General features: G+C 72.9%; 15 protein-coding genes. 9 read left to right on the top strand and 6 right to left on the bottom strand.

Features of this window, described 5'->3' with window-relative positions:
* The first annotated feature begins 100 nt into the window (after positions 1-100).
* On the top strand, positions 101-682 hold the full coding sequence (locus tag CP983_RS10180; protein ID WP_107907674.1) for an Rv1733c family protein: 582 nt from the start codon (positions 101-103) through the stop codon (positions 680-682).
* A gap of 93 nt (positions 683-775) precedes the next feature.
* Here the strand turns inward: CP983_RS10180 and CP983_RS10175 are convergent, their stop codons facing one another.
* From CP983_RS10175 to ligA, 5 genes are all read right to left on the bottom strand, one after another.
* Positions 776-1,525 carry a DUF4142 domain-containing protein gene (locus CP983_RS10175; protein ID WP_107907675.1) on the bottom strand — a complete coding sequence of 250 codons (750 nt, stop codon included), beginning with the start codon at positions 1,523-1,525 and terminating at the stop codon, positions 776-778.
* Positions 1,526-1,675: 150 nt separating this feature from the next.
* Positions 1,676-2,500: an alpha/beta fold hydrolase gene (locus CP983_RS10170; protein ID WP_150499373.1), complete on the bottom strand. Its 825-nt coding sequence runs from the start codon at positions 2,498-2,500 to the stop codon at positions 1,676-1,678.
* Positions 2,501-2,531: 31 nt separating this feature from the next.
* A complete protein-coding gene (locus CP983_RS10165) occupies positions 2,532-3,374 on the bottom strand; it encodes an alpha/beta hydrolase family protein (protein ID WP_150499372.1) in 843 nt (280 codons plus the stop codon).
* Positions 3,375-3,650: 276 nt separating this feature from the next.
* A complete protein-coding gene (locus tag CP983_RS10160; RefSeq protein WP_150499371.1) occupies positions 3,651-4,379 on the bottom strand; it encodes a DUF4328 domain-containing protein in 729 nt (242 codons plus the stop codon).
* 164 nt (positions 4,380-4,543) lie between these two features.
* Entirely contained in the window at positions 4,544-6,628 is a 2,085-nt protein-coding gene (ligA, locus tag CP983_RS10155; RefSeq protein ID WP_167537679.1) for an NAD-dependent DNA ligase LigA, read from the bottom strand.
* A 187-nt stretch (positions 6,629-6,815) separates the two neighbouring features.
* Here ligA and CP983_RS10150 point away from each other — a divergent pair, with 187 nt between their 5' ends.
* On the top strand, positions 6,816-9,656 hold the full coding sequence (locus CP983_RS10150; RefSeq protein ID WP_150499369.1) for a SpoIIE family protein phosphatase: 2,841 nt from the start codon (positions 6,816-6,818) through the stop codon (positions 9,654-9,656).
* Between the two features lie 149 nt (positions 9,657-9,805).
* On the opposite strand, the gene CP983_RS10145 is transcribed toward CP983_RS10150, so the two are convergent.
* Positions 9,806-11,293: an alpha/beta hydrolase gene (locus tag CP983_RS10145; protein WP_150499368.1), complete on the bottom strand. Its 1,488-nt coding sequence runs from the start codon at positions 11,291-11,293 to the stop codon at positions 9,806-9,808.
* Between the two features lie 151 nt (positions 11,294-11,444).
* Here CP983_RS10145 and CP983_RS10140 point away from each other — a divergent pair, with 151 nt between their 5' ends.
* Genes CP983_RS10140 through CP983_RS10110 form a run of 7 tightly spaced genes read left to right on the top strand, consistent with a single transcriptional unit; the run spans position 11,445 to position 19,228 of the window.
* Positions 11,445-12,701, top strand: a complete 1,257-nt coding sequence (locus tag CP983_RS10140) for an ATP-grasp domain-containing protein (protein WP_189748525.1) — start codon at positions 11,445-11,447, stop codon at positions 12,699-12,701.
* A complete protein-coding gene (locus CP983_RS10135) occupies positions 12,698-13,543 on the top strand; it encodes a Rossmann-like domain-containing protein (RefSeq protein ID WP_150499367.1) in 846 nt (281 codons plus the stop codon). Before CP983_RS10140 ends, CP983_RS10135 begins: the two co-directional genes overlap by 4 nt.
* The gene (locus CP983_RS10130) at positions 13,540-14,616 is read left to right on the top strand and encodes a PLP-dependent cysteine synthase family protein (RefSeq protein ID WP_150499366.1); all 1,077 of its coding nucleotides are present in this window, start codon (positions 13,540-13,542) and stop codon (positions 14,614-14,616) included. The genes CP983_RS10135 and CP983_RS10130 overlap by 4 nt, the downstream gene beginning before the upstream one ends.
* Positions 14,613-15,650 (top strand): dipeptide epimerase, encoded by a 1,038-nt coding sequence (locus tag CP983_RS10125; RefSeq protein ID WP_150499365.1) that lies wholly within the window; start codon positions 14,613-14,615, stop codon positions 15,648-15,650. The genes CP983_RS10130 and CP983_RS10125 overlap by 4 nt, the downstream gene beginning before the upstream one ends.
* On the top strand, positions 15,634-16,857 hold the full coding sequence (locus CP983_RS10120; RefSeq protein WP_150499364.1) for an MFS transporter: 1,224 nt from the start codon (positions 15,634-15,636) through the stop codon (positions 16,855-16,857). Before CP983_RS10125 ends, CP983_RS10120 begins: the two co-directional genes overlap by 17 nt.
* Complete coding sequence (locus CP983_RS10115; RefSeq protein ID WP_150499363.1) at positions 16,854-17,651, top strand: class I SAM-dependent DNA methyltransferase; 798 nt, start codon at positions 16,854-16,856, stop codon at positions 17,649-17,651. The genes CP983_RS10120 and CP983_RS10115 overlap by 4 nt, the downstream gene beginning before the upstream one ends.
* 14 nt (positions 17,652-17,665) lie before the next feature.
* A complete protein-coding gene (locus CP983_RS10110) occupies positions 17,666-19,228 on the top strand; it encodes an ABC transporter substrate-binding protein (RefSeq protein WP_150499362.1) in 1,563 nt (520 codons plus the stop codon).
* The last annotated feature ends 6 nt before the right edge of the window (positions 19,229-19,234 follow it).

Raw genomic sequence — 19,234 nt, 5'->3', positions numbered from 1 at the left:
GAAACTGCTGAATGTTTCATTCAGTGCCGTCTCGACCTACGCGAAGGAGTCAACAGGCGCACACTGGAAGGGTGCTGTCGGTGCTCAAGGGGGTGTCGGCATGGCTGTGTCGGAGTGCACGAAGGTGCGGCTGTGGCGGTGGCGGCGCAACCCGCTGCGGCGGCGAAGCGACGTCATCGAGGCCTGGGTGGTTCTGTGCGGATGGCTCCTCGCGCTGGTCGGCGCCGTCTTCGGGGGCCTGGTCGCGGCGGACGCGGTCGTGCGCTCCGCGGAGCACCAGCGGGCCCAGAGCCACAAGGTGACCGCCGTCCTGGTGAAGGACGCGGAAGATCCGGGGCCGGCCCGGGTGACCACCGACCATCTGGTGTGGGCTCCGGTCCGCTGGACCGACCCGAACGGCTCCACGCGCACCGACGAGGCGCGGGTGCCGCCCCATATGAAGGCGGGCGGCAAGGTCCAGGTGTGGACCGACCGCACCGGCGTCCTGCCCAAGGAGCCCCTGACGGAGACCGAGATGATGCTGCACGCCGTCGCCGGCGGCATCCTGGCCGGGGCGGGCACCGCGGGCCTCGTGCTCGGGTCCGCCTGGGTGGTCCGGCTCGGGATGGAGCGGCGCCGTCTGGACCAGTGGGCCGCCGAGTGGGAGCGGGTCGACACGCCGTGGGGTTGGAAGACGGGCTGAGGACCGGACGCGATCGGGTGCTGCCGGACACGAGCAGGGCCCCGGAGCGACTGCTCCGGGGCCCTGCTCATTCGACCGTCGGCCGAGCGTCCGTCACTTGACGTCCGCGCTCGGCAACGCCGTCGGGGACGCGGTGTTGAGGTCCTCCAGGCCCTTGGGGATGGCGAGCGTGAGGACCGGCGCGCCCGGCTGGGGCGCGGGCGGTGTCATCTGGTCCTTGGGGAGCTTCGGCGGGGTGGTCTGCTGGAAGTTGTTCGCGTCGAAGTTCACCATGCCCGTCTTCTCCAGGATGGTCATGTGGTCGAGCACGGTGTCGTTCGCCAGGTCGGCCAGCTGACGGACCAGGGTGTTCTGCGTGGTGCCACGGATCTTCGCGATCGCCGGGAAGATCTGCCCGTGCGTCACCCGCATGATCGCGACGCCCGTGGCGTCGAACTCCTTGCCCGTCTTGGAGTCCACCGTCGCCACGAACTGCTGCTGCTGCGGGCTGGCCTGGTTCGGCAGCGTGATGTTCAGTTCGGACGCGAGCTTGCGGCAGGCGAGGTCGAGCCGGGCGTGCCCGACGACCAAGTGCTGGCCGGCCTCCTTCATCTCCGCCGTGGTCCCGCGCTGCATCGCCATCATGCCCAGCGGGTGCTCCCACAGCCCGGCGGCGCGGACCTTCACGACGAAGTCGCGGTCGGCCTCGGTCAGCGGCCCGTACTGCGTGTTGGCGATGACGCGGTCCTGGCTTGCGGAGGTGGTCTCCACGCCCAGCATGGCCGGGTAGGCGAGCGCGGAGAGGGTGAGGACGAGCGCGCCTCCCACGAAGACGGTTCCTACCATGCGGCGCGAGATGGGCATCGTGCCTCCTGACGTGAGCGGCTTGGTCTCCAGGAGGTACGGACGGGACGCGCGAAACAATCACCGTCGCGGGAAAAAACTTGAGGTTCCCTGTGCGTCGTCCGTCACAATCACCCGCGAACCGTACGGAGCCGGGCCCCCGTTCGGCCGCTACGGCGTCCGGCGGCCCAGGGCGACCAGCGCGGCCACCTGACGCACGTACTCGGTGGGGTGGCTGACGTGCGGGATGTGTCCGGCGCCCTCGAAGGTGTACGTCGCCGCCTGCGGGAGCGCGCCGGAGAGCCGGCCGACGATGCCGGCGAACCACGGCGGGCTCTCGCTGCCCTTCGTCAGCAGCGCGGGACCCGTGTATCCGGAGAGAGCGGCGAGGTCGAGCTCGGCCCATCCCGGGTCGCCCTGCTCGTCGGCGAACGTGGGCGCGTTGACGCGGAAGGTCTCCCGCACCCGGTCCGGCATCCGCTCCCACTCCCCGTGACCGAACGCGACCTCCTCCACGAACTGCCGCGCTCCCGCGAGCGGTTCACCGGCCCGCAGCCGCTCGACGACGGACGCCAGGCGCCGCCCGGTCTCCACGAGCAACGGACCCGACCCGGGGTCGTCGGCCACGACGCCCAGCAGCGGCGGCTCGTGCGCGAGGATGCCCCGGAACAGCTCGGGGTGCCGGCCGGCCAGCCCCAACGCGGTCGACGCGCCGAAGGAGTTGCCCGCGACGAACGCGGGGGCGAAGCCGAGGGTCTCCATCAGGTCCGCCAGATCGTCCTCGTCCTCACGGCGTGACCCCTGCCCCGGCGGGCAGTCGCTCCGGCTGTGCCCGCGACGGTCGTAGACCAGCACCCGGTGGTCCCGGGTGAGGTCCTGCATCACCGGCACCCAGTTGTGGTGGTCGCCCCAGGAGCCATGGACCAGGACCAGCGGATCGCCTTCGCCGGCCACCTCGTAGTAGAGCTCGACGCCGTTCACCGAGACATGTGGCATGTAGCAGCTCTCCCCGTTCCCGCCCGTTCCATCACCGCAGATGCCGGTCGAAGAAGCTCATGGTGACGTCCATCGAGTCCGCCCACCGCGGCCCGAACGTGTGCCGCTCCCCCCGGTACGTCCGCAGCTCCACGTCCTTGCCCGCCGCCTCGAACGCGGCGACCGTCGCCCTCGTCCAGGCCAGGGGGCAGGTGTCGTCGGCCGTGCCGTGGTGGATCAGCAGGGGCTCGGTGACCCGGTCGACATAGGTGACCGGCGAGACCTGCCGCCAGAACTCGGGGTTCTCCCGCGGGGTGCCGTGCGCGGCCTCGATCTCCTCGACGAGCGGGTCGCCCTCCGGCCGCTGGAACCGGTCGATGTTCTCCTCCGGACGCGAGCTGACCGGCGCGTACACGGCGGCGGCGTCGACCAGCCCCGGCGCCACGACCAGCGCGTTGTACACGACCCCGCCGCCCATCGACCGCCCGAGCAGCCCGATCCGCCCGTCGTCCACGTTCGGCCGGGACGCGGACCGCAGGGCGTGCACGGCGTTGATGACGTCCTCGGTGTAGCCGAGCCGCAGATTGACGTCGTTGTCGGGATCGTCGTCGGAGCCCGCGTGATTGCGGTAGTCGGTGTGCAGGACGACGTACCCGCCCCGCGCGAGGACGTCCTGCTCCCGCGGCATGCCACGGCCGGTGGTGTAGATGTCCGGATCGATGTAGCCATGCGCGAGCACCAGCGCCGGGAACGGCCCGTCGCCCCGCGGGACGTTCATGATCCCCGAGATCTTCAGCCCGTTCGACCGATAGGTGACCGCGTACTGCGTGTACGCATCCGTCCGAACCCGCACCGCACCGACCCGCAGGTCCGACCCCCGCTGCTCACGCGCCATCAACGCCGGAAGGGACACCGGATCCCCGGGACTGGGCGAAACCGATGCCGAGCCGGATGCCGTGGCAGAGGCCGGGCCGGAGGCCGAGACCGATGCCGTGCGCGCACCCGCGGCACCCTCCCCATCACTCCCGGTGCACCCGACGGCAACCACCAGCACCATCCCGGCGACAACCCCGACGAGGCCCCGTAGCGACCGCATGGGGTCGAGTATGGCGCGGATCGGCGGGGTCGGCCTTGTGGGAGCGGGGGTCGGGCGTCCGGTGGGCGCGGAGCCTCAGGCCGTCGGATCCTTGGTCGGCGTAAAGCCGTACGGGCCCGATGCCGTCTTGAAGCGTTGCATCGTGGTCAGGCGGATGGCGAAGTACATGGCGGCTGCGGCGGCGAGGATGTGCAGTGCGTCGGACGTCATGTACTGATCCACCCCGTCCCTCGTCTCCATCAAGGTCTCGGCGTCGTTGTACTTCGTGCCGGCGAAGCGGTTGAACAGGACGCTGAAGACGAACAGGCCCCACCACAGGTTCACCGGCCAGAGCCGCGCCCGGAATCGTTCGCCCTCGGTCGTCAGTGGTGTGGCGGCTCCCCACATGTCCACGGCGATGCGGTACGGCATCCAGAGGTTCACCAGGGGGATGAGCCAGCCGCCGATGGCCCAGCCGGGGCCGTTGCGGAACCGGTCCGGTGCCATGAGGCCGGTCAGGGCGCGCATCCGGAAGAACCAGAGGACGAAGGCGATCGCGGCCGGCAGGTACACCATGACCTGGTACCGCGAAGCCGTGTCGTACAGCGAGACGGCGGCTCCCAGGTCTTCTTGCGGGGCGAACAGGAAGCCGTCGTCCCCGTCGATCACCGTCCTGAGCCTGAGGCCGGCGAAAAGGCTGAACGCGTCGGTGAGGGCGACCAGGGAGAGGCCCGCCACCGCAGTGACCAGGAGCCAGATGGGCGCTGCTCCGGGTCTTTCGGCGGGCAGCTGCGGACGTGGAAGCGGGTCATTGGTCGCGGACATGGTGATGAGCCCCCCACGGGCGGGACGAGAAGAGATACAGGCCCGCGGAACAGCGCGTGGCCGAGGCACGATATGCCGATCTCGCCCATCCCGTCCATGACAAATTTCGCAGGTGGGTCCGACAATTCCGCAGGTCGGACCCTCCCCCCCCGGCCCGCGGGCGATCAGTCGAGGTAGTCCGCGACGAGGAGTGCGAACTCGTCGGGGGTGGCGAGCCGGATGCCGAGGTCCTCGGCCTTGGCACGCTTGGACCCGGCGGATTCCCCGGCCACCACGAGGCTGGTCTTCTTGGACACGCTGGAGGAGGAGCGGCCGCCGGCCCGTTCGACGAGTTCGTTCATCTGGTTGCGGCTGAGCTTCTCCAGGGGGCCGGTCATGGCGCCGGTGACCACCACGGTCATCCCGGAAAGGGGACCGCCCACCGGGGCGTCGGCCGTGTCGGCATCCACGTCGGTGGTGTCCACGGGCACGAAGACGGCACCCGGCTCGGTCATGTTGACCCCTGCGGCGGCGAGCTTCTCGATCAGACCGGCGAGTTCGGCGAGCTCCGCGACGATCGAAGGCGCCTTCTCGGGGCCGATGCCCTCGACCTGCTGCAACTGCTCGGCATCGGCGGCACGGATGTTGTCCATGGTGGCGAAGTACCGGGCGATACGACGGGACATGGAGCGGCCCGTGCCCCGGACACCCAGCGCGCACAGGACTCGCGACAGCGGGCGTGCCTTCGCCGTGGCGAGGGCGGCCAGCAGGTTGTCGGTGCTGGTCTCACCCATCCGTTCCAGCCCGAGGAGCTGCTCGCGGGTCAGGGTGAACAGGTCGGCGAGATCGGCCACCAGACCGGCCTCGACGAGCTGCACGACACGGGTGGCGCCCAGGCCCTCGATGTCGAGCTGGTCGCGGCCGGCGGCGTACGAGAGGGAGGCGACCAGGTGGCAGTTGCGTCCCTGCTCGCACCGCCAGCGTTCCTGGCTGGTGTCGATGGCCGAGCCGCAGCGCGGGCACGCCTCGGGGAAGACGATCGGCTTCTCGTCGCCGGTGCGCAGATGGGCGACCGGGGCCTCGATGCGCGGGATGACGTCACCCGCGCGATGCACCATCACCTGGTCGCCGAGCCGCAGATCGCGCCGGGTGATGTCGGCCGGGTTGTGGAGCGTGGCGTAGGTGATGGTGGAGCCGTCGATCTCGACCGGTTCCAGGACGCCGCGCGGGGCGATGATGCCGGTGCGGCCCACATTCCACTCGACGTCCAGGAGCCGGGTGATCTTCTCCACGGCCGGCAGCTTGTAGGCGATCGCCCAGCGCGGGGCCCGCGAGCCGTTCCCGGCGGCCCGCTGGTCGTCGGCGAGATCGGCCTTGATGACGATCCCGTCGATCCCGAACGGCAGCTCGGCGCGCAGCGCGGCGATCTCCCGCACCCGGGCCAGGACGCCGTCCGTGGTGTCGGCGGTGACGCCGGGCACCTCGGTGGTGGCGGTGGTGTGCACGCCCAGCTGCCCGGCCAGGGCCATGAGCTCGCTGTGCGCGAGACCGTCCAGCCGCGCCGTCAGGGCCTCGTCGGTGTCGGGCAGCGGCAGCAGACCGTAGCCGAAGAACGTCATCGGGACCGTGTAGGCGCGGTCCTTGGCCCGCAGGGTGCCCGCCGCGGCGTTGCGCGGGTTGGCGAAGGGCTGCCCGCCGTGCGCGGTGCGCACCTCGTTGGCGTGCTCGAACTGCGCGCCCGTCATGAGGACTTCGCCGCGCACCTCCACGGTGACCGGCTCGGCGAGCGTCTCGGGCAGGCCCTCGACGGTGCTCATCGCGTGCGAGACGTCCTCCCCGGCCGTCCCGTCACCGCGTGTGATCAGCCGCGTCAGCCGCCCCTCGGTGTACCGGGCCGCGATCGCGAGACCGTCGAGCTTCGCCTCGACGCTGTATCTCTCCGCCTCGTGCCCGATGCGGCGGGCCAGCGAGGCCGTCCACGCCGTGAACTGCTCGGCCGAGAAGACGTTGTCCAGACTCAGCATCGCGACCGTGTGCGGCACATCGCCCTCGACGGCGCCCCCGGCGACCTTCCCGCTCGGCGAGTCGGGCAGCACCTGATCGGGATGCTCGGCCTCCCACGCGGTGATGCCCCGCATCAGCCGGTCGTAGGTGTCGTCGTCCAGCGGGGACGTGCCGTCCGTGTAATAGGCGGCCGCGGCCTTCACGACGTCCTCGACGGCCCGTGCGTACCCGGCGGCGTCCACGATCTGCGCAACTGGTGTTGTCATGCCTGTCATCCTGCCTGCCACCACTGACAATGCCCTCCGCCGAACCCTGGCGGGCACTGCCGCCCGCGAGGCCCTGGCGAGCAATTGTGATGCGCGTCACGGAAGGACTAGGGTGATATCGCTTGGCGAAGCCCCCGGGTCGCGGGCCGAGCAGTGGTGCGCGTCCGGCCCGGCTTCGGGTGAGGAAGTGGTCCCGTTGTCCGTCGCCTGGGACGACATCGGCGGTCTCGTCGATGCCCATGAACGATTCCTCGCCGGCTCACTCGTCGAGTCGGACGTGCGGGACTCGGTGCTCGACTCCTGGAAACGCTGCCGCTCCGTCGGTCTCGAGCCGCACCGGCTGCTGGTCCGGTACACCGGGGACGTCGCCCTGGACGAACGGTTCCGGCACGCCGCCGACCCCGTCCTGGCCGACCTGACCGGCTCTTTCGCCGATGCCAGCATGACGATCGCGCTGTGCGACGGACAGGGCCGCATGGTCGAGCGGCTCGGCGGCGACCGGCAGCTGCGCGACCGCCTCGACGCGGTGCGGTTCGCCCCCGGCTTCGACGCCTCGGAGTCGGTCGTGGGCACCAACGGCGTAGGCACCGCCCTGGCCGAACGCGGCCCGGTCTACATCGCGGGCCGCGAGCACTTCGCCGACTGCCTCCAGCCCTTCGCCTGCGCGGGCGCCCCCGTACGCGACCCGCTCAGCGGACGTATCGAGGCCGTCCTCGACATCACCTGTCTGCGCGACCAGGGCGACCCGGCCATGGTGCGGATGGTCCGCGAGGCCGCCCGGAGCATCGAGGCCAGGCTGCTGGAACAGGCCGACCTGCGCGAACGCGCGCTCCTCGCCGCGTACCGGCGGGCCGACGGCCATGCCGGGGACCGGCCCGGACAGCCCGACGGGCTGCGGCCCGACCTGGACGGCGGGGCGCTCGGCCGGATCGACATGGCCGTGCTGCGCGCCAAGGCCGAGGAACTCATCGCCTCCCCGCATCGCACCCTCGACGAGGTCACCCTGCCCAGCGGCCGCACCGCGACGCTGCTGCGCCGGCAGGTCACGGGCGCGGCGGGGGAGACCGGCGTAGCCGTCGAGGCCCGCGTCCTGGGCGGCCCCCGCCTCAGGCATCTGGACGTGGCTCCGGCTCCGGGGGAGACGGGGATCCCGGCAGCGCCGGCGCGGGAGGGGCGGCTCGGATCAGCGGTACGGCGGCCGGCCGGATCGCCCGTGACCCACTCCACGCCCGCCCCACAAGCCCCGGCCACCACACCCGTCACCACACCGGACGGCGAACCCGCAGGCGCCGAAGGCTGGTTGCTGCTCGTCGGGGAGCCCGGTGTCGGCCGGCTGGCCATGCTCGCGCGGCGCCGGCTGGAGCTGCTGCACGACGCGAGCGTGCGGATCGGCACCACCCTGGACGTCACCCGCACCGCCGAGGAACTCGCCGAGGTGACCGTCCCCCGGTTCGCCGACTTCGTCGCGGTCGACCTGCCCGACTCCGTGCTGCGCGGCGAGGAACCGGAGGCGCTCGGCGGCCGTACCGCACTGCGCCGGGTCGCCATCCGGGCCGTACGCAAGCAGCCGCACAATCTGTACGAGGTGGGGGACACCGTCGAGTACGTCCCCTCCACGCCGCAGGCCCGCTCCCTGGAGACGCGGCAGTCCGTCATCGAACCGGTCCTGACCGAGGCGGACGGCTGGATCGCGCAGGACCCGGAGCGGCTGACGCCGGTGCTGGAGGCCGGCATCCACTCCCTGATCACCGTGCCGCTGCGGGCCCGCGGCACGACCCTCGGCGTGGTCAGCTTCTACCGTTCCCTGCAACCCGACTCCTACGAGGACGACGACCTGTCCCTCGCCCAGGAGCTGGTCGGCCGCGCGGCGATCTGCATCGACAACGCCCGCCGCTACACCCGCGAGCACAACACCGCACTCGCCCTCCAGCGCAGCCTGCTGCCGAGGGGTCGTTCCGAGCAGAGCGCCGTCGAGGTCGCCTACCGCTACCTGCCCGCGCAGGCCGGCGTCGGCGGCGACTGGTTCGACGTCATCCCGCTGTCCGGTGCCCGCGTCGCACTCGTCGTCGGCGACGTGGTCGGGCACGGCCTGCACGCCGCCGCCACCATGGGCCGGCTGCGCACCGCCGTCCACAACTTCTGCTCCCTCGACCTGTCGCCCGACGACCTCCTCACCCACCTCGACGACCTGGTCGTACGGCTCGACCGGGGCGAGGGCTGGGCGGCGGAGAACAGTCCCGACTCCGGCATCGTCGGAGCCACCTGTCTGTACGCCGTCTACGATCCGGTGTCCCGGCGCTGCACCCTCACCCGCGCCGGGCACCCCTTGCCCGCGGTCGTCGCCCCCGACGGCAGCGTCGAGTTCGTCGACCTCCCCGCCTGCCCGCCGCTCGGTCTCGGCGGCATGCCCTTCGAGACGGTCGAGCTGGAGCTGGCGGAGGGCAGCCGGCTGGTGCTGTACACCGACGGTCTGGTCGAGGACCGGCACCGTGACATCGACGCCGGCCTCGACGACCTCCGCGCCGTCCTGGCCGGTGCCGACCGCTCGCCCGAGGACACCTGCGAGGCCGTCCTCGACGCCCTGCTGCCGGCCCGCCCCGGCGACGACGTGGCGCTGCTCGTCGCCCGTACGCACTCGCTGGGCGCCGACCGGGTGGCCCAGTGGGACCTGCCCAGCGACCCGGCGGTCGTCTCCCGCTCCCGCGCGGCGGTCACCGCCCAGCTCGCCGAGTGGGGCCTCGAGGAGCTGACCTTCACCACCGAACTGATCGCCAGCGAACTGGTCACCAACGCCATCCGGCACGCCACCGGCCCCGTCCAGCTGCGTCTGCTCCGCGACCGCGCCCTGATCTGCGAGGTGTCCGACGGCAGCGGTACCTCGCCCCGGCTGCGGCGTGCCCAGAGCACCGACGAGGGTGGCCGGGGTCTGTTCCTCGTCGCGCAGCTGACCGAGCGCTGGGGTACGCGTTACACGCCTGACGGCAAGGTCATCTGGACGGAGCAGCCCCTGCCCGGACGCTGCCGCTAAGGGGCGTGGTATTCGGGGCGCCGGGGATTGTGCGGGCGTTCTCTGGGGGCCTGCGGCCCCCAGACCCCCGCTTTCGGCCCTGAACGGGCCTCGTCCTCAAGCGCCGGACGGGCTGAAGGATTGCGGACCGGCATCGAGGATGAATCGCATCACCGCACCCCCGGCAACCCAGCCCCGCCACATCGCACATCGCTCGCCGGCACCACCCCGTCGACCAGATAAGCCGCCACCGCACCGTCCACACACGCGTTCCCCCGGCTTGCGAACACGCCGTGCGAGTGGTCGTTCTCCAGGGTGACCAGGCGTGAGCCGGGCAGCAGGCTCCGCAGTTCATGGGCGCCGCGGATCGGTGTCACCGGGTCGTGTGCGGAGGCCACCAGGAGGACGGGTGGGGTGGCCGGGCCGCCGAGGGGCGTGCGGTGGTCGGGGCGGTGTCGCCAGTAGGCGCAGGTCGTGGCCTCCAGGCCGGTCAGGAGCGGCTGCGGGTCCAGGCGGCGTATGCGCCGCATGTCCGTCACGATCTCGCGCGGGGTGGGCCCCGGGCCGTCCGCGCACTTCACGATCCGGTTGGCCGCCTCGTAGTTGCGGGACTCGGGGCCGTCGAAGGCGGAGGGCGGGCGCAGGCCGTCCACGGTGGCGTCCGTCAGGTACCCGCGCAGACCGTCGGCCAGTGAGGTCCAGCGCTCGGTGCGGCCGAGGGCTCGGTAGACGGCGCGGTCGAACTCCGCCGGGCCGAAGCCGTTCAGCGGGCGGGCGGCGAGCCCTTGGCGTACGCGCAGGTACGAACGGCGTACGGCGGCCGTGTCCGCGCCCAGGCCGAAGCGGTCCGGGTGTGCGGCCGTCCAGCCGAAGAACGTGTCGCGGGCGCGCAGCAGGGCCCGGCTCTGGATCATGTCGAAGTCGTGCCAGTCCCAGGGCCCGACCACGCTGTCGAGCACCATCCGGCCCACCCGGTGCGGGAAGCGCGCCGCGTAGGCCGCGCCCAGGTAACTGCCGTACGAGACACCGAGGAAGCCCGTGCGGGGCTCGCCGAGCGCGGCGCGGATCGCGTCCATGTCGTACGCGGTCTGCTCGGTCGACAGGTACGGAAGTGCCTCCGTGCCCGCGCCCGCCGCGCAGTCGTCGGCCATGTGCCGCTGCGCGGTGAGATAGGCGCGCTCGGACCGCGGGCCCACCGGTACCGGGTCCGCGCCCGGCGCCGCGAACAGGCCGCCCATCGCGCCGCAGTCGACGGGCGCGCTGCCGCCGACGCCACGCGGGTCGAAGCCGATGACGTCGTACGAACGCCGCACGCTCGCGGGGAGTTTGGCGCGCTTGGTGACCGCGTAGGGCAGGCCGGAGCCGCCCGGGCCGCCCGGGTTCACCAGCAGGATGCCGCGCCGCTCGGCGGGGGTGCCGGAGGCGGGGACCCGGGAGACGGCGATCTCGATGTGCGGGCCCGAGGGGTGGTGCCGGTCGAGCGGGACGGAGAGGCGCCCGCACTCCACGCGGTCCGGGGCGGGCGGCCTCGGCACGGAGTGGGGGCACGCGCCGAAGGCCAGGGTGGTCGCCGCGCGGGCGGGGGCGGTCGTGGGGAGGAGGGCGGCCGCGGCCACGAAGGCACACAGCACGGCGGTGGGGCGGGGCAGGACGGACAAGGTCGCTCCGGGTCTTGGGAGGGCGGGTGAGAACGGGGTAGCAAATGAAAATGATTATCGATAGCGTGTGCCCGTCAAGTCCGGCCCCCTCCCGCCGAGGGGTGCCCCGGGCTGCCCTGACGACGGAACCCATGGCACGAAAAGGGGAGTTGTGGCTCATCTGCTGGTGGTCGAGAGCTGGGTCGGATCGATGAGCAGGCTGCTGCCGCGCGCCATCCGCGAGGGCGGGCACGAGTTCACCTTCCTCACCCGTGACCTGCACCACTACCTGCGCTCGGCGCCCGAGGGGACCGCGCATCCGCTGCTCGGCGCCCGCAATGTGCTCACCGCCGACACCAACGACACCGACGCCCTGCTGCCCGAGGTGGCGGGGCTGCACTCGGTGCTCGGCTTCGACGGGGTGATCACCTCCTGCGACTACTACCTGCCGGCGGTGGCCCGGATCGCCGGGCACCTAGGCCTGCCCGGCCCCGGACCCGAGGCCGTGGCGAACGCCTGCCGCAAGGACGCCACCCGCCGGATCCTCGCCGAGGCGGGCCTTCCGGGACCGAGCTTCGCCGTGCACGAGGAGTGGGCCGACCTCGCGCGGGCCGCCCGCGAGATCGGCTACCCGCTCGTCGCCAAGCCGGTCGACCTGTGCGCCGGCATGTACGTCCGGCGCATCGAGCACGAGGCCGAACTCGCCGAGCTCTTCCGGACGCTGGCCGACTTCCCGGTCAACGCCCGGGGACAGCGGCGCAACCCCGCCGTGCTTCTCGAAGAGCTCCTGGACGGCCCCGAGGTGAGCGTGGAGACCGTGTCGTACGCGGGCGCGGTCCACGTGGTCGGCGTCACCGACAAGAGCGTCGGCGGGGCGCCCGCCTTCATCGAGACCGGCCACATGTTCCCCGCCGCCCTGCCGCCCGCCGGCATCGAGGCCGCCGAGCAGACCACGCGCGGCGCGCTCAAGGCGCTCGGGCTGACGGACGCCGTCGTCGCGCACACCGAGATCAAGCTGACCTCCGCCGGCCCGCGCGTCGTCGAGGTCAACCCCCGCCCCGCGGGCAACCGCATCACCGAGCTCGTCCGCCATGTCACCGGCATCGACCTCGCCGCCGCCTGCGTGGACGTCGCCCTCGGCCGCGAGCCCGACCTCAGGCGCACCGACACCGGGCTGCACAGCGCCGCCATCGGCTTCCTCGTCCCGGACCGCGCAGGCACCCTCGAAGCGCTCGACCCCCGTCGACTCGCCGCCGAACCCGATGTGCTGGAGGTGCGGCTCGCCGAGCCCGGCACGGCCGTGAAGGCGGCCGGCAGCAACAACGAGTACCTCGGTCACGTCATGGCCGGCGACCCCGACGGGCCCGGCGCCCGCGACCGCGTCGAGCGGCTGCTGGCGGCTCTGCGCGCCGGGCTGGTGATCCGGTGACCCCCGTCGGCGCCCGGCCCGCGGCGCCCGTCAGGACGTACGACGATCTCGTCGCCGACGTCCGCGCGGGTGCCCTCGGGCCCGACCCGCGCACGCTGCGCGTCGCCGTCGCCTTCACCACCCGGCAGGCCGTACGGCACGACGGGCGCGGCACCGGCTACCGCAACGAGGTGCTCAGCCTGCGGCTCGCCGAGGCCGTCGGCTCGTGCGCCGTCGAACCCGGCGAACTGCCCGACGGCGCGCTCGACGACTGCGTGGGCGCCGACGTGGCAGCCCTCCTCGGACATCCGCTGCCCGCGGTGCGGGTGGCCGCCCTCGACGCCTACCTGATGCATGTCGCCCCGCACACCCCGCAGCACGGAGCCCGCTCCGTCGCCCTGCCCGCCGGCTCGTCCCTCGCGAAGTCCAGGGCGCGGGCGAGGGCCGTGGTCGAGCTGCTGGACCTGCCGGACGGCGGCACGGTGCTCGTCGTCGGAGTCGTCAACTCCCTGCTGGAGGCGCTGCGTTCGCGCGGCCTCGGCTATGTGCCGTGCGACCTCAAGGGCGGGCTCACGGAGTGGGGCGAGCCGGTCGTCGCCGACGCGCTCGCCGCCGCCGGGAGCTGCGACGCGCTGCTCGTGTCCGGGATGACCCTGGGCAACGGCACCTTCGAACCGCTGCGCGCGCACGCCCTGCGGCACGGCAAGCAACTGGTGCTGTTCGCACAGACCGGCAGCGCCGTCCTGCCCCGCTTCCTGGGGCACGGGGTCACCGCGGTGTGCGCTGAGCCGTACCCCTTCTTCTGGCTCGACGGCGGCCCCGGCGTCGTCCACCGCTACCGCTGTCCTGGAGGTGAGCGATGACCGCGACAGCCGTACGTCCCACCGCGCAGGCGGAGTTGCTCGCCCTGCTCGGCCGTACCCCCGTCGTGCGGGTCACGGCCGGGCTGCCCCAGGCCCACCCCGGGTTCTGGGCCAAGCTCGAAGGGCTCGCCGCGGGCGGCATGAAGGCACGGGCCGCCGTGTCCATGCTGCTCGGCGCGCGCGAACGCGGCGAACTGCGCCCCGGCGCGCCCGTGGTGGAGTCCACCTCCGGCACCCTCGGCATCGGGCTCGCCTTCGCCGGACAGGCGCTCGGCCACCCCGTCGTCCTGGTCGGCGACAGCGAACTGGAGCCGTTCATGCGGCAGTTGCTGCGCGCGCACGGCGTCCGGCTGGAGCTCGTCGACCGTCCCGCACCGCAGGGCGGCTGGCAGGCGGCCCGGCTCGGCAGGCTGCGCGAACTGCTCGCGGAACTCCCCGGCGCCTACTGGCCCGACCAGTACAACAACCCCGACAACACCGCCGGTTACGCCTCCCTCGCCGCCGAGCTCACCGCCCAGCTCGACCACCTCGACATCCTGGTGTGCAGCGTCGGCACCGGCGGGCACAGCGCGGGCGTCATCGGCCCGCTGCGCCGGCACTGGCCCGCGCTGCGGCTCGTCGGCGTCGACGCGACCGGCTCGACGATCTTCGGCCAGCCCGCCCGCCCCCGCCTGATGCGCGGCCTCGGCAGCAGCATCCACCCCCGCAACGTCGCCTACGACGCCTTCGACGAGGTCCACTGGATCGGCCCCGCCGAGGCCGTGGACAGCTGCCGACGGCTCGCCAGGGGCTCGTTCGTCAGCGGCGGCTGGAGCACCGGCGCGGTCGCCAGGGTCGCCGCCTGGGCGGCCCGCGTGCACCCCGGCGCGGTCGTCGCGACCGTGTTCCCCGACGGGCCCCACCGCTACCTCGGCACCGTCTACGACGACGACTTCATCGCCGCCCACGGCCTCGACCTGGCCGGCGCCGCCACCCGGCCCGTGGAGATACCGCACCCGTACGCCGCCGAGGCGAGCGGGTGGGCGCGGTGCGCGCGGGTCGCCGATCCACTCTCCGCCGGAAGGACACGATGAAGGCCCGCCTGCGCACCGTACGACTCGAACTCGCCGAGCCGCTGCGCATCTCCCGCTCCGTCATGACCGCCCGCGACGCCGTCTGGCTGAGCGTCGAGCACGACGGCGTCACCGGACACGGCGAGGCCGTCAGCAGCGTCTACTACGGGCTGGACGCCGACACGCTCGTACGGCTGATCACGGCCGTCGGCGTGGAACGGTTCCCCGACCCCGAGAGCGCCCTGGAGGCCCTGCCCTCCGGTGCCGTACCGCCGGCCGTGACCGCCGCCGTCGAGTCCGCCCTCCTGGACCTCGCCGGCAAGCGGGCCGGTGTGCCCGTCCACCGACTCCTCGGCACCGAGGCGTCGTTCGGCGTCGCCACCGCACGCACCATCGGCATCACCCCGCTCACGCACGCCGCCGCCGCGGCCCGGCGCCTCGCCGCGAGCGGATTCGAGGTCCTCAAGGTGAAGGCGGGCTCGCCCGATCCCGAGGACGACGTGGAGCGCGTACGGGTCGTCCGGGACGCGGCACCGCGAGCGCGGCTGCTGCTTGACCCGAACGGGGCCTGGAGCAGGGCGCAGGCCGAGCGACTGCTGCCCCGGTTCGCCGCGCTCGGCGTCGAGGCCGTCGAACAGCCGCTGCCGCCCGGCGACCCGGACACGCTGGCCGCCCTCGCCGAGCGGTCTCCGCTGCCCGTCGTCGCCGACGAGGACGCGGTGGGACTGGACGACGTACGGCGGCTCGCCGGGCGCGTCCACGGCGTCAACGTCAAGCTCGCCAAGTGCGGCGGAGTCCGGGCGGCCCGGCGCATCGCCGAGCTCATCGCGGGCAGCGGGACCGAGCTGATGCTCGGCTGCCTCACCGCCAGCACCCTCGGCCTGGCACCCGCCGTCCACCTCGCCGACCGCGCCCGCTGGGCCGACCTCGACGGGCATCTGCTGCTCGCCCACGACCCGTGGCGCGGCATCGGCGGCACCGACGGCGTCGTACGCCCGAGTGGCCTGCCCGGACTGGGAGTCCAGGAGGTGACCGCGCATGAGGACGTGGCATGAGATGCGCGGCTTCCCGCTCGCCGTCCGGTTGCTGCTCGTCAACCAGCTCGGCGTCAACACCGGCTTCTACCTCCTCATCCCCTACCTCGCCACCCACCTCGGCGAGAACCTGGGCATGTCGGCGGCGGTCGTCGGGATCGTCCTCGGTGTGCGCAACCTCAGCCAGCAGGGCCTGTTCATCATCGGCGGCTCGGCAGCCGACCGGCTCGGGGCGCGGGGCGTCATCATCGCCGGGTGCGCCCTGCGGACCGTCGGCTTCGCGCTGTTCGCGCTGGGCGACGGGCTGCCGGTGCTGCTCGCCGCGTCCGTGCTCAGCGGGCTCGCGGGCGCGCTGTTCAACCCGGCCGTGCGCGCTTATCTCGCGCAGGAGGCGGGGGAGCGCAAGGCGGAGGCGTTCGCCCTGTTCAACGTGTTCGCCACGACCGGGGCGCTCGTCGGGCCGCTGCTGGGCAGCGCCCTGCTCCTCGTCGACTTCCGCACTTCCGCGCTGACCGCCGCCGGCATCTTCGCGGTGCTCACCGTGGCGCAGGCCCTCGTCCTGCCCGCGCGCAAGGTCGAGCCGAGCGGCAGCGGCGTCCTCGGCGACTGGCGCGAGGTGGTCGGCAACCGGGCCTTCCTGGCCTTCTCGCTCGCCATGGTCGGCATGTTCACCCTGGAGAACCAGCTGTACCTGCTGCTGCCGGACCGGGCCCGGGAGGCCACCGGCTGGGACGGGGCCGCGGGCATCGTCTTCCTCGTCGGCACGGTCGCCAACCTGGCGTTCCAGCTGAGGATCACCGGATACCTCAAGTCCCGCCACGACAGGGCGCGTTGGATAGCCGTGGGGCTCGCGGTGATGGCACTCGCCTTCCTGCCGCCCGCCCTCGCCCCGGGTGCCGTGCCGGTTCTCGCGAGCGCACTGCTGCTCTACCTCGGCATCATGATCGCCTCGCCGTTCGTGATGGAGCTGATCCCGCGCTTCGGCCGTCCCGAGCTCACCGGCACGTACTTCGGGATCTTCTACGTCGTCTCGGGCATCGCCGCGGCCGTCGGCAACACCGTCGTCGGCTGGGCCATGGACGCGGGGGAGAGCGCCGGCCGTGCCTGGCTGCCGTGGGTGTGCTGCGCGGTGTTCGGGGCGGCCTCGGCGGGCGGGGTCGCGTGGCTGCGTCGGCGCGGCGCGCTGCCGGCGCCGGCGGAACCGGTGCGGGAGAAGGCCGACGCATGACCGACGGCAACCTCCTCACCGACCACCCCGCCCTCTACGAGGCCCGCTTCCCCGACCCCGACCGGCTCGCCGGACGCTGGGCCGAGGACTGCCTGCGCCGCCACGGCGCCGGCCCGCGCGTACTCGACATGGGCTGCGGCACCGGCCGCGACGCCGCCCGACTGCACCGCGCGGGCCGTACGGTGACCGGCGCCGACCTCTCCGAGGCGATGCTCGCCCACGCCCGCGCCCACCACCCGGGACCGGCGTACGTCCGGGCCGACCTGCGCGGCTTCGACCTGCGGGAGTCGGGCGGGGCCGCCTTCGACGCGGTCGTCTGCCTGGACAGCTCCCTGCTGTACTGCCACACCAACGACCAGCTCGACGGGTTCCTCGGCTCCTGCCGACGCGCCCTCGCGCCGGGCGGGCTGCTGGTCGCGGAGATGCGCAACGGGGCGTACTTCCTGGGCCGTACCGATCTCCTCGACCGCCCGTCCGGCAACACCTTCACCTGGCGGGGCATCGCCCACCGGTCGACGACCACGCTCACCGTCGACCGCACCGCCCAGCTGCTGCGCCGCACCCGCGTGTGGACCCGCGACGACGGCTCGCCGCCCGTCGCCCAGCACTCCGCCTGGCGGCTGCTGTTCCCGCACGAGCTGCGGCACTTCCTCACCGCGCACGGTTTCGAGGTCCTCGAACTGCACGACGGACCCGGCCCGCGCACCGAACCGCCCTGGCGGGACGGCCGGTTGCCCGGGACCGCCACGGACGCGGACCGACTGCACCTCGTCGCGCGCCTGCACACCCACTGACCCGAAGGACAGTCATGAACGACGAACGTTTCCCCGGCCTGCGCCGACGCGGCTTCCTCGCCGCCACCACCGGCGCCGCCACCGCACTCGCCCTCACCGGATGCGGCGGTTCCGGCGAGACGGCGACCTCCGACGGCGCCCCCAGGCGCGGCGGCCGGCTGCGCGCCGCCTTCGCCGGCGGCGGCGCGAGCGAGACCCTCGATCCCCACCTGGCGAGCCTCTTCGCCGACGCCGCCCGGGCCAAGGCCCTCTTCGACAAGCTCGCCGACTACGGCGCCGACCTCTCCGCCCGGCCCCGGCTCGCGGAGCGCTGGGAGTCCAACAAGACGCTGGACCGCTGGCAGGTGACACTGCGCAAGGCCGCCTTCCACGACGAAAAGCCGGTCACCGCCGAGGACGTCCTCTACAGCTACCGCCGGATCGCCGACCCGAAGCAGGCGTTCCGCGCGAAGGCGTCCCTGGAGCCCATCGACCTCGACGCCAGCCGGGCCACCGGGGAACGGACCATCGAGTTCGTGCTCAAGCGCCCGACGGCCGAATTCCCCAACGTCCTGGCCGCGTTCGGCGCGTACGTCGTCCCCGAGAACGCCACCGAGTTCGACGACCGGCCCATCGGCTCCGGCCCCTTCCGGTTCGTGTCCTTCGCGCCCGGCCGCTCCGCCGTCTTCCGCCGCTTCGACGACCACTGGGACGGCGCCCCGCTCCTCGACGAGATCGAGTTCGTCGTCGCCAACGAGGAGTCCGCCCGCGTGAGCGCGCTCCTCGGCGGGCAGGTCGAGTACGCGCACGAACTCAACCCGACCACCGCCCGCGCCCACGAGGGCGGCGGACAGATCGAGATCGTGCGGCTGCGCAACAGCGCCATGCAGGCGTTCTGCATGAAGACCGACCGGGCACCCTTCGACGACAAGCGGGTGCGCGAGGCGTTCTTCCTCATCGCCGACCGGCAGGAACTCGTCGACGGCGCACTGTCCGGCGCCGGCGAGGTCGGCAACGACCTGTTCGGCAAGGGCTACGAGTACTACGCCGCCGACCTGCCGCAGCGCACCCAGGACCTCGACCGGGCCCGCGCCCTGCTGAAGCAGGCCGGCGCCGAGAACCTCAAGGTCACCCTGGACACCTCCGCGGTCGCCGCCGGGTTCACCGAGGCCGCCGGCATCTTCCGGGACCAGGCCGCGAAGGCGGGCGTCACGATCGACGTGAGGATGGGCAGCAAGGACTCCTACTGGAGCGACATCCTCGACGGCGGCACCCTGTGCTGCTACCGCTCCGGCGCCATGCCCGTCGAGGCCCACATCTCCCAGCGGCTGCTCACCGACTCCACCACCAACGCCACCAAGTGGCGGCACAAGGACTTCGACGCCCTCTACCAGCAGGCCCAGTCCACCCGCGACAGGACGGAGCGGGCCGCCGTCTACGGGCGCATGCAGCGCCGCCTGTACACCGAGGGCGGCTTCCTCGTGTGGGGCTTCGCGGACTGGATCATCGGAACGTCGCGCACGGTGAGGGGAGTCGAGAGGAAGGCTCCCGCCAACACCCTGGACTGGGCCCGCTTCGACAGGGTGTGGCTGGCGTGAGAACGC

Source organism: Streptomyces chartreusis (assembly GCF_008704715.1).
GTDB classification, from domain to species: domain Bacteria; phylum Actinomycetota; class Actinomycetes; order Streptomycetales; family Streptomycetaceae; genus Streptomyces; species Streptomyces chartreusis.
The sequence above is the reverse complement of the archived record's forward strand: the minus strand, read 5'-3'. Positions and strand labels throughout refer to the sequence as shown.

Coding starts and splice junctions, on each gene's coding strand:
- CP983_RS10180 (WP_107907674.1), top strand. CDS start 101: ATGGCTGTGTCGGAGTGCACGAAGGTGCGGCTGTGGCGGTGGCGGCGC.
- CP983_RS10170 (WP_150499373.1), bottom strand. CDS start 2,500: ATGCCACATGTCTCGGTGAACGGCGTCGAGCTCTACTACGAGGTGGCC.
- CP983_RS10175 (WP_107907675.1), bottom strand. CDS start 1,525: ATGCCCATCTCGCGCCGCATGGTAGGAACCGTCTTCGTGGGAGGCGCG.
- CP983_RS10120 (WP_150499364.1), top strand. CDS start 15,634: ATGAGGACGTGGCATGAGATGCGCGGCTTCCCGCTCGCCGTCCGGTTG.
- CP983_RS10125 (WP_150499365.1), top strand. CDS start 14,613: ATGAAGGCCCGCCTGCGCACCGTACGACTCGAACTCGCCGAGCCGCTG.
- CP983_RS10110 (WP_150499362.1), top strand. CDS start 17,666: ATGAACGACGAACGTTTCCCCGGCCTGCGCCGACGCGGCTTCCTCGCC.
- ligA (WP_167537679.1), bottom strand. CDS start 6,628: ATGACAACACCAGTTGCGCAGATCGTGGACGCCGCCGGGTACGCACGG.
- CP983_RS10115 (WP_150499363.1), top strand. CDS start 16,854: ATGACCGACGGCAACCTCCTCACCGACCACCCCGCCCTCTACGAGGCC.
- CP983_RS10165 (WP_150499372.1), bottom strand. CDS start 3,374: ATGGCGCGTGAGCAGCGGGGGTCGGACCTGCGGGTCGGTGCGGTGCGG.
- CP983_RS10130 (WP_150499366.1), top strand. CDS start 13,540: ATGACCGCGACAGCCGTACGTCCCACCGCGCAGGCGGAGTTGCTCGCC.
- CP983_RS10160 (WP_150499371.1), bottom strand. CDS start 4,379: ATGTCCGCGACCAATGACCCGCTTCCACGTCCGCAGCTGCCCGCCGAA.